Origin of the sequence: Nocardia sp. CNY236 (assembly GCF_000482385.1) — a bacterium.
GTDB lineage: Bacteria > Actinomycetota > Actinomycetes > Mycobacteriales > Mycobacteriaceae > Nocardia.
In genome coordinates this window covers 118,722-135,169 of the sequence record NZ_AXVD01000017.1, presented here as the reverse complement: position 1 = coordinate 135,169, position 16,448 = coordinate 118,722, and the positions used below count along the sequence as shown (strand labels likewise).

Annotated in this window: 12 protein-coding genes; 10 read left to right on the top strand and 2 right to left on the bottom strand. The window is 65.7% G+C overall.

Annotated elements, in window-relative coordinates:
* Positions 1-98: 98 nt before the first annotated feature.
* The 9 genes from K940_RS0112480 to K940_RS0112440 all read left to right on the top strand — a co-directional run bounded on the left by K940_RS0112480 (position 99) and on the right by K940_RS0112440 (position 11,572).
* Entirely contained in the window at positions 99-1,181 is a 1,083-nt protein-coding gene (locus K940_RS0112480; RefSeq protein ID WP_028477833.1) for an ABC transporter substrate-binding protein, read from the top strand.
* On the top strand, positions 1,156-2,235 hold the full coding sequence (locus K940_RS0112475) for an iron ABC transporter permease (protein ID WP_196812178.1): 1,080 nt from the start codon (positions 1,156-1,158) through the stop codon (positions 2,233-2,235). The genes K940_RS0112480 and K940_RS0112475 overlap by 26 nt, the downstream gene beginning before the upstream one ends.
* Positions 2,232-3,104, top strand: a complete 873-nt coding sequence (locus K940_RS28025) for an ABC transporter ATP-binding protein (protein ID WP_051407125.1) — start codon at positions 2,232-2,234, stop codon at positions 3,102-3,104. The genes K940_RS0112475 and K940_RS28025 overlap by 4 nt, the downstream gene beginning before the upstream one ends.
* Before the next feature lie 194 nt (positions 3,105-3,298).
* Positions 3,299-3,943, top strand: a complete 645-nt coding sequence (locus K940_RS0112465) for an MspA family porin (protein ID WP_028477831.1) — start codon at positions 3,299-3,301, stop codon at positions 3,941-3,943.
* Positions 3,944-4,067: 124 nt separating this feature from the next.
* Positions 4,068-4,955 carry a TauD/TfdA family dioxygenase gene (locus tag K940_RS0112460; RefSeq protein ID WP_028477830.1) on the top strand — a complete coding sequence of 296 codons (888 nt, stop codon included), beginning with the start codon at positions 4,068-4,070 and terminating at the stop codon, positions 4,953-4,955.
* Complete coding sequence (locus K940_RS28020; protein ID WP_051407124.1) at positions 4,952-5,539, top strand: FcoT family thioesterase; 588 nt, start codon at positions 4,952-4,954, stop codon at positions 5,537-5,539. The genes K940_RS0112460 and K940_RS28020 overlap by 4 nt, the downstream gene beginning before the upstream one ends.
* Positions 5,536-7,077, top strand: coding sequence for a long-chain-fatty-acid--CoA ligase (locus K940_RS0112450; RefSeq protein ID WP_028477829.1), 1,542 nt, complete (start codon positions 5,536-5,538; stop codon positions 7,075-7,077). Before K940_RS28020 ends, K940_RS0112450 begins: the two co-directional genes overlap by 4 nt.
* Positions 7,078-7,147: 70 nt before the next feature.
* Positions 7,148-7,378, top strand: a complete 231-nt coding sequence (locus K940_RS0112445) for a phosphopantetheine-binding protein (protein ID WP_028477828.1) — start codon at positions 7,148-7,150, stop codon at positions 7,376-7,378.
* Between the two features lie 24 nt (positions 7,379-7,402).
* Positions 7,403-11,572, top strand: a complete 4,170-nt coding sequence (locus tag K940_RS0112440; RefSeq protein WP_028477827.1) for an AMP-binding protein — start codon at positions 7,403-7,405, stop codon at positions 11,570-11,572.
* Position 11,573: 1 nt separating this feature from the next.
* On the opposite strand, the gene K940_RS0112435 is transcribed toward K940_RS0112440, so the two are convergent.
* Entirely contained in the window at positions 11,574-11,948 is a 375-nt protein-coding gene (locus K940_RS0112435; RefSeq protein ID WP_028477826.1) for a zf-HC2 domain-containing protein, read from the bottom strand.
* Between the two features lie 101 nt (positions 11,949-12,049).
* Here K940_RS0112435 and K940_RS28015 point away from each other — a divergent pair, with 101 nt between their 5' ends.
* Positions 12,050-14,353, top strand: coding sequence for a cation-translocating P-type ATPase (locus K940_RS28015; protein WP_051407123.1), 2,304 nt, complete (start codon positions 12,050-12,052; stop codon positions 14,351-14,353).
* Between the two features lie 9 nt (positions 14,354-14,362).
* Here the strand turns inward: K940_RS28015 and K940_RS0112425 are convergent, their stop codons facing one another.
* Positions 14,363-16,315: a cytochrome c oxidase assembly protein gene (locus tag K940_RS0112425; protein WP_036528389.1), complete on the bottom strand. Its 1,953-nt coding sequence runs from the start codon at positions 16,313-16,315 to the stop codon at positions 14,363-14,365.
* Between the last annotated feature and the right edge of the window lie 133 nt (positions 16,316-16,448).

Here is a 16,448-nt window from a genome sequence, read left to right as displayed (position 1 = left end):
CACCACGGGAACCGTACCGGTGGGGTTGCACGACTATCTGTCGACCGAGCTGGAATACCGCTCGGCGCAACCGACATCGCGGAGGATGGGTACACGGCGTGAGCACACCAAGCATTTCCCGATCGGCCCTGTGCGGGCTGCTGATCGCCAGCTCCGCACTTCTGGGAGCTTGTCAGTCCCAGTCGGCCGAAACCACGGCCACCACCCCCTCGACCACCGAACCCGGTAGTTATCCGGTCACGGTGGACAACTGTGGTTTCCAGCAAACCTTCGAGAGTCCGCCGCAACGCGTGATGGTCCTGCAGGGCGCCTCGGTCGGCGAAGTCGAGACCTTCATCTCGCTGGGCCTGGAAGCGACGATCCTCGCCAACACCCAACAGTACGGAGTCTCCGACATCCCGGGCATGGCCGACAAGGTCGATGCGCTACCTCGAGGCGCCCTGACCCTCAATCGGGCCGGCGACGTTCCCGCCGAACAGGCCCTGGCACTGCGCCCGGACCTGGTCGTGTCCACCTGGTCGGGCGGTTTCGATCCGAAGTACGGCTTCGCCAGCCGGGACATGCTGCACGAGGCCGGAATCCGGACCTTGGTGAATCCGGTCAACTGCGCCTACGGCAAACCACACGACATCACGCCCGCCGAAGAACAGGCCTACCGCAACGGGTCGGTGGAATCGTCCTTCGAATTCCTCACCCTGATCGGCGAGGTCTTCGCTGTAACGGATCGAGCCGACCGAGTGGCGACCGAGCTGCGCGCGCGCATCGACTCCGTGCGTGACGCGGTCGCCGGACGCCCACCGAAGCGAATGCTCATTGCGTTTCCTGGCATGAGCAGCATGAACGCTGGCGGACTACCTGCGATCTTCTCCGGAAACATCTACGACTCGGTCGTGCGCGCTGCCGGGGGCGAGCCGACTTTCCCCGACGGCGGCTGGGAACTCACCGGAAACCTCAGCGCCGAACAACTGGCCAACGCCGAGGTCGATGTGCTCATCATCGGAGCCCTCAGCGCCGATGAGGATCTCGACGCCGAAGCCGCGAAACTGTTCGCCGCCTATCCGCACTGGAATGCCTCGAAGAACAACACCTACGCAAAGGTTTCCGATGGCATCTACCTCGGGCCTGCAAACGCTGATGCGATCGAGAAAATCGCCCGTGTCGCCCACCCTTCGGCGTTCTGACCCACCGCCCACCCGCTGGGCGCGCTCCGGGCGCCTCACGCCCACCGGGATTCTCACCGTCGGCGCACTCACCGTCGCGCTGGCGTGCCTGGCGGCGATAGCGCTCGGCTCGGTTCCAGTTGCGCTGAGCGAGGTATGGGCCACGATACGATTCCACGCCCTGCACCTGGGCCCGGAGCCAGACCCCCTGTCGGCGATGATCGTCTGGCAGTTGCGGCTACCGCGGGTGCTCGCTGCGATGGTCGTCGGTGCAGCGCTGTCGGTCGCGGGTGCGGTCCTGCAAGGCATGGTGCGCAACCCCTTGGCCGACCCGTTCGTGTTGGGTGTCTCCTCGGGTGCGGCGTTGGCCGCCGTGGCGGTGATGTCCTCGGCATCGGCGCTGTGGATTCGCAATCTCGGCGTCCCGGTGGCCGGGTTCGTCGGGGCGAGCGCAGCGCTGTTGCTGGTCCTGCTGTTCGCCCACCACAACGGCCAATTCACCGGCCCCCGCATCGTGCTGGCCGGTGTCGCGGTAGGACAGGTCGCCGCAGCGGCGACGAGTCTGATTCAGCTGCGCTCGGAACCTGCGGAGATACGCGGCATCTTGTTCTGGATGATGGGCAGTGTCGCCGATGCGCGACCCGGCGCGCTGGCACTGCCCGCTGCGCTGGCCGTGGCCTGCCTGGGATGGTTGCTCATGCAAGGTCGCGGGCTCAACGCACTGTCGATGGGCGACGACGACGCAGTGGCCTTGGGCATCGACGTGCACCGGTTACGCCTGAAGTTGATCGTGATCGTCGCGGTGCTCACCGGGCTGTCGGTGAGCATTGCCGGCGGCGTCGGATTCGTGGGCCTGATCATCCCCCATCTCGCCCGGTTCGCGGCGGGGGCGGACTATCGCCGACTCCTGCCCGCCGCAGCAGTATTCGGTGCGGCGTTTCTCATCGTGATCGACCTCGCCGCCCGTGCGATCGACACCCCGAACGAATACCCGTTGACCATCTTCACTGCGGCACTCGGCGGGCCCTTCTTCCTGTGGCTGCTCAAACGCAGCAGATCTGGAGGCGCGGTATGACCACACCCGACGGTGCCATCGACCCGGGTGTCGCGGTGAACGTCGAAGGGTTGGGTGTGACCATCGACGGTGCGACGCTGGTGGAGTCCATCGACCTGACCGCCGCGCCGAAGCAGGTCACCGCGATCGTCGGCCCGAACGGCTCGGGGAAGTCGACGCTGCTGCGCACGGTCTATCGCGCGTGCAAACCGAGCGCGGGTGCGGCCTATATCGATGGGCGTGACGTATGGAAGTCCTCGACCAAGCAGATGGCGCGTATCCGCGCGGTGGTCACCCAACATCAGGGTGACACTGCCGATTTCACCGTCGCCGAGGTCGTGGCCATGGGACGTGCGCCGCACAAGAGCTACCTACAGCGTGATTCCGACAGCGACCGCGACATCGTCTTCGCCGCGATGCGGCGCGTCGGCGTCGACGGCTTCGCCGAGCGTCCGTTCACCGCCCTGTCGGGCGGGGAACGCCAACGGGTTCTGCTCGCACGTGCGTTGGCGCAACAAGCTCCGGTGATCCTGCTCGACGAACCCACCAATCACCTCGATATTCATGCCCAGTTGGCGTTGCTGCATCTACTGCGAGAACTCGATACGACAATCGTTCTCGCGATTCACGACCTCGGCCTGGCCCTGGCCTATGCCGACCATGTGATCGTCCTGCAGGACGGGCGGGTGGCCGCGGCGGGCGAGCCGGTGGCCACCATCACCGCGGACCTGCTGCTGCGCGTATTCGGTGTCTGCGCGCGAGTGATCGACAACCCGCTCACCGGGCGTCCGCACGTCGTGATGGGGCTTCCCCCCGAAACCAGCACCGCCACAGCGCGCGAAACCAGCACCGCCACAGCGCGCGACGACGATCCATCGACACCACCGTGACACACCGCACAGTGCGCCGCCGGAACCAGGACCGCTACCCATCCGACTTGTGCTTCGAGTCGGCCCGAACCTCGGACCTTTCATGATCCGACCGGTCCCGCGCCCGACCATCGGTCCCGCGCCCGCCATCGGCACCGCGCCCGATGATCTGCCCCGCCAACGCCGGCGACGGATACAGAGATGAAAAGGGAAGAATGAAGACAGTCAACGCGCACCCATACACCGGCCGCCGCACCAGGCTGACGGTCATGGGGCTCGCCACCGCGGTAGCGCTCACTCTCGGCGGTGGCGCCGCGGCCGCGGCCACCGACAGCATCGACAGTGTCGTCGATGCACACGAGCGCTCGATCAGTGCGATCCAAGCCGACACCGTGGTACGGGGTGTGCCTCCGTTGGACCGCAATCCGCTGACCCGCCAGTGGCTGCACGAGGGCAAGGCCGAGTTCGCGGTGTCCGGCGACATGGCAGAGGACTTCACCGGCACCATCAAGATCGGCTATCTCATCGGCTATCCGGCCACGGTCGGCGGTAAGATCAAAGTCGGCTACACCACTCCCTCGTTCGGCTTCAATGTCAACATGATGCAGCCCGGTCTCGGTTTCAACGGCAGCCTCATCCCGAGCCTTACCGGCGAGATCGAAGTCGGTTTCGGTCCCGGTGTCGAGCAAGTGGAAATCGCCAGCGGCCCGATCTCCGGCTCCGAGGGATACATCAGGATCGTGAACTTTCTCGGCACCGTGACCGGTGTCGTGGGCCCGGCGACCGTCCAACCGTACGTCACCGTCGTCAGTGATTCCGGCGATACCGTGACGACACTGGGCCGCGTCTGGGACATCTGAGTACCACCCTGCGGCGGTATACGCGCCGCCGCAGGCGCGCCGACACGAATAGACCACCACAACAACAGGAACCGAAACCGACGAAGCACAACTGCTGGGCCACAAGGAAAACTAGAGAGGTCATATGAAGGTCGTCACCCGCCCCGGGCAGCGTCGCGGCGTCGAAGTCCACGAATTCGCCTCGGCCACGGCCAGCTCGGACGATCTGGCAACGCTACGCCGACACATCTACCACGACAAGATCGTCGTACTCAAAAGTCAAACGCTCGACAGCGCCGATTTCGTAGCTTTGGGAGCAGAATTCGGCACCCCGGTGCCGTACTACGAACCCATGTACCACCACCCCGACAGCGAGTTCGTCTTCGTCTCCTCGAACGTTCACCGCGAAACCGGACGAATAGGCGTCCCCAAGACCGGGGCATTCTGGCACTGCGACTACCAATTCATGCCCACACCGTTCGCTGTCACCCTGTTCTACCCACAACAATTGCCCACCGCCAGCCGCGGCACCTATTTCATCGACATGGCCGACGCATATCGACGACTCACTCCGCAGTTGCGCGAAGCGATCACCGACACATTCTGCTGGCACAGCGCCCGACGATACGTCAAGATCCGCCCCACGGATGTGTTCCGCCCCCTCGCCGAGGTCATCGCGGACGTCGAACGCATCACCCCCGCACAACGATGGCCTTCCGTACTGATCCATCCGATTACCGGGGAACGGGTGCTGTACCTGTCGGAGGCATTCACCTACGCCATCGAACACGCCTCTGGACAACCGCTTCCGGAGTCACTCCTGTCACAGATACTCGCCGAATGCGGACAGCTCGACGAACACTGTGCCCACGACAACATCTTCCTACAATCCTATGAGCCCGGCGACTTGGTTCTGTGGGACAACCGCACACTCGTCCACCGCGCGCTGCACAATCCGGGCAACGAGGCAACCGAGTCCTGGCGCGTGACCGTACTCGACGACCACCCCCTCAGCGCCCAGGAGCCCACATGACCGCCACCTCACCGGCAACCGCACCCCGGTCCGACAGCGCGCCCGACGACAGCGCACTCCTCGAACGCGCCATGCGCCCATACGCCGACAAAGGCACCATCTACCTCCGACACGCTGCAGCGCACCGCCGCGGCGACCAGGTCGTCGGAGTAGGCGCGTTCTCCATCGCAGAATCCTGTTACATCACCGATACCGGCCACTTCAACGCCGTCGAGTTCAACATTTCCTACAACCAGCTGTTCTACTACACCCTGGCCGCGGCGATCCGAGACCGATCCATCCCTCACCTGGTGGACTGGACCCTGACCGATTACTGGGCACGCCAGCTGCCCTCGGTGCTCATCAGCACATTCCACAGTCGATTCCGTCGACCGGTGAACTCGCGCGCCTACCGCGCCGAGCTGACCATCGACGACATCGAATTCCGGCATCGTTCCCAACCACTGCTCGCCCTGCACACCCACATCGAATTCACCGACTCCGGCGCCGGCAGCGCCAGTGGCGATGTCGAAATCGTCCTGGTGGACCCGCCAGCCCATACGCACCCGAAAACCGGCCGAGCCCACCCGAAGGCCGACCGATGACTCGGCCGCCCACGCTGGTCACCATCCTGCGACAGCACGCAACCACCCACGCCGACCACCCCGCACTGATCGACCACCCCGTATCGATCGACGCACCCACGACCACCACTTACGCCGCCCTCGCCGACCATGCGGCCGCGCTCGCCGCAGCCCTGCGCGATACCGGCGTCGGCGAGGGCGACCGAGTCGTGCACGTGGCCAAAGACACCCCCGCGGTCTTCGAACTGCTCTATGCCTGCGCCACCCTCGGCGCCGTACTGGTTCCGATCAGCTGGCGGCTGGCTGCCGATGAAATCGCCGCTATCCTCGACCACAGTCACCCTCGCATCGTCATCACCGACGACCCCACCCGCACCACCACTGCCACCTGCCCGGTTCTGACACTCACCCAACTGCAGTCGTGGCGCACGAGAACCCATCACAGCGACGACACCGTGTTCGCAGCGACCCCGGACACACCTGTCGTACAGATGTACACCAGCGGCACAACCGGCAGACCCAAAGGCGTGGTACTGGCCCACCGTAGCTTCTTCGCGGTACGCGCACTGCTGGAGAGCGCCGGACTGGACTGGATCGATTGGCGCGAGACCGATATCAACTTGATCGCACTGCCGGCATTCCACATCGGTGGATTGTGGTGGGCCACCCAAGGTCTCAACGCTGGTGTGACCAACGTGGTGATTCCCGCCTTCACCCCGGCCACCGCGATCGCGACGATCCAACGCAACGCGGTCACCACCACCTGCCTGGTCCCGGCAATGCTGTCGATGATGCTGTCGGAACCCGACGTCGGCGCGACACGGTTCACCTCGCTACGCAAGATCGTCTACGGCGGCGCGCCGATCGGACCACACCTACTCGCGCATGCCCTCGACACCTTCGGCTGTGAGTTCGCTCAAATCTACGGGCTGACCGAGACCGGAAACACCGCACTGTGTCTCCCGCCCGCCGAGCACATCGGCGAAGCTCCACGCCTGCATGCTGCGGGAAAACCGTATCCGGGGGTGGACATCCAGATCCGCACCACGGACGGAACGCCTACCGAGATAGGAGAATCGGGGGAGGTGTTCGTGCGCAGCCCGGCGCGAATGGTCGAGTACTTCGCCGACCCCGAGGCCACCGCAGCAACCTTGTCCGACGGCTGGATTCGCACCGGCGATGCCGGATATCTCGATGCGGACGGCTATCTCGTGATCCGCGACCGGATCAAAGACCTCATCATCGTCGGCGGCGAAAACGTCTACCCCGCCGAAGTGGAGAAGACGCTCACCGAACATCCCGCGGTGTACGACGCCGCGGTGGTCGGCGCCCCCGACGACACCTGGGGTGAACGCGTGCAGGCGTTCGTCGTCGCCCACCCGGACATGGACCTGCGAACCTCGGACCTGGCGCGATTCCTGCACGGCCGACTCGCCACCTTCAAAACCCCGACCCAGTACGAGTTCGTCGATGCCATTCCGCGCAACCCCAGCGGCAAGATCCTGCGCCGCGAACTGCGCGAACCGTATTGGGCCGACCGCTACCGGCGCGTCAACTGAAACCCACCCACCACGACCCGTACACCGCTGACACGGCCCACCGTGTCAGCGTCGAAAAGAGGACCACCGAATGCGCTTGAGCCGAGAACGCGTGATCGCCGACATCGCCGACGTACTCCACACCGAACCGACCGAACTGCACACCGATACCGACTTGACCGATCTCGGACTCGACTCGATCCGGCTCACCACACTCGTCGACCGCTGGCGCGCGTCCGGCGCACAGGTCGGCTTCGCCGAACTGGCCGACAAACCAGTCGTAGGGGTGTGGCTACTCACGTTGACCGATGCAGCACGCTGACCACAGCACGTCGACCGGATCGGCATGACCCACCAACCCACACACGCCCTCCCACTCACCGCAGCCCAGCACGGTATCGCCGACGCCCAGCGCCTGTGGCCCGACCCACACACGTTCATGGTCGCCGAATACCTCGAACTACGCGGCCCCATCGACCCCGACATACTCGCCGAGGCGATCGGTCGAATGATCACCGACGTCGCCGCGCAACGCATCCGGCTGGTAGCCACCCCCAACGGCCCCCGCCAGGTGATCGAGCCCCCGCACACGGTGCCCGTATCCATACACGACCTCACCCACCTCGATGCTCCCGACGCCGCGGCGCTGCAGTTCATGCACGACGATCGCAGCCAGCCAGCGGACCCGTATCGCAGCGTGACCACGCGCCACCACATACTGGTACTCGCCCCCGACCGAGTCTATTGGCACCACCGGACACACCATGTGGCGTTGGACGGCTACGGTTTCGCCTTGTGCGCCACACGCGTAGCCGACCACTACCGCGCGCTCACCACAGCCGACACCACAGTGGCCCCCCTCACCACCGACCTCGCCGACGTGATCGCCGAAGACCACGCCTATCACGCATCCAGCCGGTGCGCCGAAGACGGAACCTACTGGCAGACCACGCTCACCCACCGCAGCGCCCCCACGCTGTCGACGACCCCGAGCCCACCGACGGCCCGACCACTGCGGACCCGACGCACCCCCACCAGATGGAAGCCGACCCCCGGCAGCGACTTCGGCGTCGTGGAGGCGATGGTGGCCGCCGCCGCGATCTATCTCGCACGCCGCACCGCAGAAAACGACGTCGTACTCGGCGTACCCATGATGAATCGCATCGGATCAGCCGCCGCCACCGTGCCGTGCACCGTGCTCAACGCCGTGGCTCTACCGGTGCAGGTCGAACCGGAGGACACCGTCGCCGACCTCGCCACCCGAATCGCCACCCGACTGCGCACGGCGCGGCGGCATGGGCGCTACCGGCACGAACGACTCCGCGCTGAACTCGGTCTGATCGGTCGCGGACGCCGCCTGCTGGGCCCGATCGTCAATATCATGCCCTTCGACTACGACCTGGCGCTGCCCGGCATCGAGGCACGAGCACACAACCTGAGCGCCGGACCCGTGGAAGATCTGTCGATCAACCTCTACCTACGTGGCGGCGCCGCCGAACTCGTCGTGGATGCCAACCCACGCAGCTATACCCCGCAAGAACTCGACCACCACGCCGATGCTCTCGTCCACGCCCTCGAATCGGCCGCCACCCACAACACCCGCCCGGTCCGTGACCTCGGCGTCACGTTCGTCCCGATCCAGGCTCCACGCCCGAACCCGGCACTCGACCCGATCACTCGATTCCGCCGGTGGGCCGCCCTCGACCCGACCGCCCCGGCGCTCGTCACCGGCGAACACCGTCTGTCACGGGCCGAGCTACTCGCTCAGTCCCACTCCCGCGCCAGCGAACTGATCGCCATAGGAGTCGATGACGACGACATCGTCGCGATACTGCCCTCCGGCGACGGCTGCAGCGACATCATCTCCATCCTGGCAACCCAACTCGCCGGCGCCGCGCATGTCGCGCTCGACCTCACCATGCCAGTCGAGGACCTGCGCGCGCTGCTGGAAGCCCTCGCGCCCTCGACGGTGATCCGCAGTCCACGCCACATCGATCTCGCTGCCGCAGTGGCCCCCGGTATCACAGCGATAGCGTTTCCCACCACACAGCCACCGGCCACCGCCCTCCCTGAAACCGCCCAGCCCGAACCCACGCCGTCCCGACGAGCAGCCGGCTATGCGGTGCTGACCTCCGGAACCACCGGAACGCCGAAAGCGGTGCGGGTCAGCGGCGCCGCGCTCGCTGCATTCGCCGCCGACGCCGTGGACCGCTACCAGTGGCAACCACAGGACCGGGTCGTGCAATTCGGACCGCTACACGCAGACACCAGCATCGAAGAGATCTTCCCAACCCTGGCCGCCGGGGCATGTGTCATTGCCACCAACCCCACCCAACGGCGCTCGTTGACCGACCTGCTCGACCATGCCCACCGCACCGAAGCGACCGTACTCGACCTACCGACCGCCATCTGGCACGAACTGGCCATAGCAGTCGACGCCGGCGCCATCACGCTGCCCGCGACGATCCGTCAGATCGTGATCGGCGGAGAAGAGGCATCACCAGAGCTCGTAGCACGCTGGTCACGCCGCGACAACCCCGTACTGCACAATAGCTATGGTCCCAGTGAGGCGGCGGTCGTCTGCGCCAGTACCGACATCTCGGCCGACCACGACCCGCAACATCCCGTACCACTGGGGCGGCTGTTCCCCCGCATCGGCGCGTTCCTCGCCGTCGACCGCTTCGACCCCGACCACGGCCCAACAGTCGGCCACCTCCACCTCTACGGGCCGATGCTCGCCGACGGGTACCTGCCCGCCAACACCGCAACCGGCTTCCGGACCGTCCAGCTTCAGCACGAGTCGATTCGCGCGTTCGCGACCGGTGACCGGGTCCGCGTGCACGCCAACGGCATACTCGAGTTCATCGAACGCAGTGACGGCGTCGTCAAAATCGCCGGCCACCGTGTCGGCATCCGCACCATCGAAGACATCCTGCGCCGCGAACCCGGAGTGTCCGACGCGCTGGTCACCCGACGCGGCGAATTCGCCCTCGACGCTCTGGTGACACTCGACATACCCCACCCACCCGAATGGCTCGACACGCTACGACAACGCCTGTCCGACCACATACCCCCAGCATGGGTCCCGGCACGAATCATCGCGGTCGACCATTTGCCACGCACCTCCAACCTCAAGGCCGACCGCACCGCCCTCGACGCGCCCGAAACCCGCCACGAATCCCGCACCGCATCCGGTACCGACCAGATCTTGCGCGTCTTCCGAACCGTCCTCGGACGCGACGACCTCACCGCCGAAGAAGATTTCTTCGCAGCCGGCGGAACCAGCATGCAGACCATCGCCCTCGCCAACCGGCTGACCGTCCTCACCGGGCACCCGATCACCGTGGACGAGATCCTCGCCCACCCGACCGCCGCCGACCTCGCCGCCCGAACCACCGACCACACAGCCCGCACCGATACCCCCGATATGGACCGAGAAATCGCGACCCTGCGCACCCTCCTGGCCGCCTCCTCACCACCGGCCCCTCCCACGACACCCTCCCCAGGACGAGTACTGCTGACCGGCGCCACCGGCTTTCTCGGCGCGTACTTGCTGGCAGAATTGCTGGCATCCACCGACCACGACATCGTGGCCCTGATCCGAGCCGACTCCACCGACCACGCCTACGATCGGCTGCGCGGCGCATTCACCGCGGTATCCGCCGCGCATCACTTCCACACGGCCTGGAACGCGCGCCGACTGTCGATCGTCCTCGGTGACTGCACCACACCGAACTTCGGCGCCGAATCCGCCGCATTCGCCGGAGTGAGTCACATCGTGCACAACGCGGCAGCAATCAGCGCGGTGCGCTCCTACCAGAGCCTACGGACCGTCAATGTCACTGCCGCCCACCACACACTGCGTCTTGCCCGAGACTGCGGGGCAGCACTCACCCTGGTATCGACTGCCACAGCTGCCGGACCCCGAGGTGCACTGGCCGCCCCGGCCACACTGCCGACAGGATATGCACAAAGCAAATGCGTCGCCGAGCATCTATTCGCCGTCGCCGCAACCGAATTCGCAGTCCCGTCGACCATCGCGCGATTGGGTCGCGTGCTCCCACATCCCAGCGACCCACGCGACCCCGACCACGATTTCCTCCACGATCTGGCAACAGCCGCCACCGCGGTCGGAGCACTACCACACACCGAAGTACGCGAGCCGATGGTTCGCGCAGACGTCGCCGCCCAGACCATCATCGAAGCAACGAAAGAAGCTGCCACGACCACGCCACGCATACTCGATCTCCTCGGTCCCGAACCGATCGCCGTCGCCGCTGTCCTGGCACACGCCACCACCCTGCACACCACCACGATTCCGTTGGCACGCTGGCGCGCCGAGATCAGCGCATGCGAAGACATCGACCCACCACTGCGCACCGCAGTCCAACGATGGTGCGACATCCAGTTGGCGGGATTCGACCCCGACTGGACTTCCGACCACACCACCCCGACACCCGAACTATCCGCCAGCGACGTATCCGACTTGCTCCGCCTCGGCAATACCGCGCCGTAGATCACCCGCGGCGCGCACCGACCAACCCTGCCAGAACCCGACACACCTCACCTCGGCCACGGCCGCCGACCCACCGGCGACGCCGAGGCCGAGCACTGCACACCTCGGCCACGATCCGCTCGAAAAGATCCGGAACTGGCTGCACAGCACCCACCCGAGCCTGCCATGTGACCTCGGCAGCCGATGCATTCCATCGACGACACCGCCCGCACCGCGCGAGATGCTCATCGACCCGAGCCGCGGCCACATCCTCGACTTCCGCATCGAGCCGGACCGACAGCGACTCTCGTGCCAACGAGCATTCCACCCGATCATCCTCCCAGCCCGAGCGGCTGGGATCGGCGACGGGACACCGCACGACTGCGGCGGGAACCATCGACCACGCACCACCGACTACCTGACAGTGCCGCACACCCGATCACGGGCCGACCTCCAGCGAAACCGCCTTCTGCCAGAACGGACCATGGAGACCACGCGATGACCACAGAGCAGACCACCGCATCACCACAGCCCACGCGGGTAACCCTCGCCGTGGGCGGAATGAGCTGCGCCGCCTGCGCCAGCAGGGTCGAACGCCGCCTCAACAAACTGGCCGGGGTGACCGCGTCGGTCAACTATGCCACCGGCGCCGCCACCATCGACGCTGCTGCACCGACCTCGGTGCAGCAGCTGTGCGAGGAGGTGTCCGCCGCCGGATACACCGCCGAACCCGCAACTGTCCACCGGCCAGCACTCCTCGGTGGGGGAGACGACGAAGAAGTGGTCGCCGATCTCCGGCGGCGCCTCGGCGTCGCGCTCGTCGCGTTCTTTCCCCTGGCCGATCTGTCGGCCATGTTCGCGATGCTGCCGAACACACGGTTCACCGGTTGGCAGATCCTGCTCACCGTGCTCGCCGTGCCCGTGGTCGTCTGGGCCGCAGCGCCGTTCCACCGGCGAGCACTGGCCGGCGCACGCCACGCGAGCGCCAGTATGGACACCCTCGTGTCGGTAGGCGTGCTCACCGCCACCCTGTGGTCGCTACACACCATGTACCTACGCCCCGGACGAACCGACGCTCCGGAGGGGGTATGGGCGGCAGTCTGGTCCAGTGATTCGATCTACCTGGAAGTCGCCGCAGGGATCACCACGTTCGTCCTCGCCGGCCGCTACTTCGAAGCCAAAGCCAAACGCACAGCCGGCAGTGCACTGCGTGCGCTCATCGAACTCGCCGCACACGAAGTCACCGTACTCACCCGAGACGGCCACGAGATCACCATTCCAACCACCGAACTCGGGAAAGGGCAACGATTCGTCGTCCGACCCGGCGAAACGATCGCCGCCGACGGCGTGGTCACCAGCGGAATGTCCAGCATCGACGCCAGCGCCATGACCGGTGAGCCACTACCGGTCGACGTGACCAGCGGCGACCGCGTCATCGGCGGAACCATGTCGCTCACTGGACGGATCGTCGTCGAAGCCACCGCAGTCGGCGCCGATACCGCCTTGTCCGGCATGATCCAACTCGTCGAACATGCCCAACAAGGCAAGGCACGCATGCAACGAATCGCCGACCGTGTGTCGGCGGTCTTCGTTCCAATCGTCTTTGCGATCGCCACGACGACCTGCGCACTATGGCTGCTACTCGGCGGAGGAACCGACAATGCAGGAGCCGCCGCAATCGCCGTACTCGTCGTCGCGTGTCCGTGCGCGCTCGGATTGGCCATCCCGACAGCACTGATGGTTGCCTCCGGGCGCGGAGCGCAACTGGGCATCTTCATCAAGGGTCATCAAGCCCTCGAGTCCACCCGTGACGTAGACATCGTAGTACTCGACAAAACTGGCACCATCACCGAAGGCACGATGCATGTCGTCGACTTCACGGTCACCAACGGATTCGACACCTGCGAGGCACTGCGCCTCGCAGGTGCAATCGAAGCCGCATCCGAACACGCCATCGCCAAAGCCGTCACCGAATACGCGCGCCGACACACGAACCTACCCATAGCCCAATCCTTCGAGGCCCAATCCTTCGAAGCACTACCCGGACTCGGCGCCCGCGGCATCGTGCTCGGCAAGCACGTACTCGTCGGACGACCACAGCTGATGTCCGACCACGGACTCACCATGCCCCCAGTACTCGACGCGCACCGCAACCACCACGCCGCAGTCGGCCACACCGTGGTTTTCGTCGCAGTCGACGGCGCGGTCGTCGCCGCCGTCGCCGTCGCCGATCGCGTGAAAGACACTGCCGCAGAAGCGATCGCGCGCCTTCACCGCAGCGGACTGCGCACCATCATGCTGACCGGCGACAACGAACCTGCAGCCCGCGCCATCGCTCGGCAGGTCGGTATCACCGACGTCGCCGCCGATCTGCTTCCCCAGGACAAGGTAGCCACTATCGTGCACCTGCAGGCACAGGGCAACAGAGTGGTCATGGTCGGTGACGGCATCAACGACGCCGCCGCGCTGGCCACCGCCGACCTCGGCATGGCCGTCGGCGCCGGGACCGACGTCGCGATCGCCGCCGCGGATGTGATCCTGGTCCGCAGCGACCTGAATACCGTGCCCGACGCCATCGAACTCGCACACGCCACGCTACGCACCATCAAAGGCAACCTGGCATGGGCATTCGGCTACAACATCATCGCCATACCCGTCGCCACCATCGGCTGGCTGAACCCACTGGTCGCCGGCGCCGCAATGGCCTTCTCCTCGTTCTTCGTCGTCACCAACAGCTTGCGACTGCGCCGGATACACCCAGGCCGGATACACCCAGGCCGGACAAGCCCAGAACTCGAGTAACTCGCGAGGCTACCGACCACGCGTGCGCGCCAACTCGACCAACATCGCATTGTATGCATCGAGGTCGGAATCGCCGTACACATCATCTTTGCGATCGGTGCGCACCGCCACCCGGCGATCCTGGGCGACCCACTGCGTGAGCAGCGCACCCACGACGATCAAAATCGGAACCTCACCGGCCACCCACGCGATAGCGCCACCGACACGCTGATCCGCCAGCAGATCCACCCCCCACGGCAATTGCAGTTTCGCATAGAACCGCTCCCCGATGACCGTGGTCATCGACATGACCGAAACACCGAAGAACGCGTGAAACGGCATGACAGCAAACAAGACCCCGAGCCGGCCCACATGAGGCAGCCGCCGTGGCCCCGGGTCGATGCCGATGATCGCCCAATAGTACAAATAGCCCACGATCAGAAAATGCATGTTCATGAAGACATGTCCCCAGTGATAGGGGATCAAGCTCTCGAACGCCGGTGTGAAATACAGACCGTAGAGCGAAACGACAAACGCCGTCACCGAAAACACCGGATGGGACAACAGCGCAGCCAGCCGCGAATGCACCAACGCCAATACCCCCTCACGGACACCCCACAGCGCCCCGCGCGGCGCCGCGGGCAGCGCACGCAACAGCAACGTGGCCGGCGCGCCGAGCACGAGCAACACCGGCACCACCATGTTCAACGCCATATGGGTCACCATGTGCCAACTGAACATGGCATATCCGTACGCGCCGATCCCCGAGGACGTCGCCATCGACAACACGACACACCCACCGACCCACGACACCGTCCGCCACACCGACCAGGCATCACCCCGCCGCCGCAGCCGCAGTACCCCCAGGACATACATCCCGATCCCGACCAACGCCGCGCCGCCGAGCACGATGTCAAATCGCCAAAACGTGAGCAACCGCAGGGCAGACGGCGGATCGGCAATATCGAAGCCGAGACCGACCTGATGAGCCGTGAACTGCCGATCGGCGAACGCCGGAGCCGGACCTACCCCCGCCCCGCTCAACGCTGACATCGCGACGAGCGCGGCGCCGCCCGCTACCGCGCACACCACCGCATCGCGCTTCGGGCCGCAACCCATCCTCCCCACGAGCACCGCGACCAGTAACGCCGACAATCCCGCCCCCAGCACCAGACGCCCGTACCCGGTGACGAACACCTGAGATGGCGGCACCAGTACCGCGACCAACACGACACCGCAGATCGCTGCGACGCTCAGACACAACACGACGATGAACCGTGTGCGGCGCACCAACGCCACCGCATCGTCTCCTCCACGACCGAGATGAGCACTCACACACCACAACAACCCAATGGGAACCGACATCGCCACGACCAGAACTAGCGCGGCCCCGGTCGCATAGTCATGACCGGGGCCTTCGCCCGCATTGCCAACAACAAATGGCGGCACGACACCGATCGCAGCAATCCACGCCAGAGCCACCGTCACGACCCACGACAGAGAGAATCTCGACCCCACCGCGACAACGGCCGCCAGTGCGGCTACCACCATCCACGCCTTCGGCTTCTCGCTCGCGTCGATCAACGATCCGAGTGCACCACCGCGCAGCATCTCCGACACCGCGATCCCACCCACGTCGGCTGCCGTCACCGGTATCAGCGCCACCGCGGCCGCCACCCAGACCACGCTGGCGCGTTCGACCACACGGATTCCCGCATAGCCGTCCACACCGAGCCGACCGTGCTTGCCAACCGCCGTACAGCAGGCCGAATACACCAACGCGCCCACGGTCACCGAACCCGCCACCATCGCCACCGCCCGCAACACGGTGTACAGCGCCGCATGGCCCAGTCCCGGATACGCCGTACCAGCGGCACGATACGGAAAGTCCTGCGCGGACCAGGCCGCCACGACGAGCAGCACCACCGCACCGAACATCGAGACGAACCAGACCGTTCGCGCCGAGATCGCCCCAACTGTCATGCCATGTCCCTTCGACCGTGGCGACCCGCGCCGGGCCGACCCATCCCCTGTGTCCACTAGTCGGACGTCCCAGCGCCGCCGGTTCCACCACAGCCACTCGTGTGACGAGCGCAATATTCAGGGACAGATCGAA

Bases quoted from the DNA above. Each gene is read 5' to 3' on its own strand.
- K940_RS0112425 (WP_036528389.1), bottom strand. From the start codon at position 16,315: ATGACAGTTGGGGCGATCTCGGCGCGAACGGTCTGGTTCGTCTCGATG.
- K940_RS28020 (WP_051407124.1), top strand. From the start codon at position 4,952: ATGACCGCCACCTCACCGGCAACCGCACCCCGGTCCGACAGCGCGCCC.
- K940_RS0112445 (WP_028477828.1), top strand. From the start codon at position 7,148: ATGCGCTTGAGCCGAGAACGCGTGATCGCCGACATCGCCGACGTACTC.
- K940_RS0112460 (WP_028477830.1), top strand. From the start codon at position 4,068: ATGAAGGTCGTCACCCGCCCCGGGCAGCGTCGCGGCGTCGAAGTCCAC.
- K940_RS0112435 (WP_028477826.1), bottom strand. From the start codon at position 11,948: ATGGTTCCCGCCGCAGTCGTGCGGTGTCCCGTCGCCGATCCCAGCCGC.
- K940_RS28025 (WP_051407125.1), top strand. From the start codon at position 2,232: ATGACCACACCCGACGGTGCCATCGACCCGGGTGTCGCGGTGAACGTC.
- K940_RS0112440 (WP_028477827.1), top strand. From the start codon at position 7,403: ATGACCCACCAACCCACACACGCCCTCCCACTCACCGCAGCCCAGCAC.
- K940_RS0112450 (WP_028477829.1), top strand. From the start codon at position 5,536: ATGACTCGGCCGCCCACGCTGGTCACCATCCTGCGACAGCACGCAACC.
- K940_RS28015 (WP_051407123.1), top strand. From the start codon at position 12,050: ATGACCACAGAGCAGACCACCGCATCACCACAGCCCACGCGGGTAACC.
- K940_RS0112465 (WP_028477831.1), top strand. From the start codon at position 3,299: ATGAAGACAGTCAACGCGCACCCATACACCGGCCGCCGCACCAGGCTG.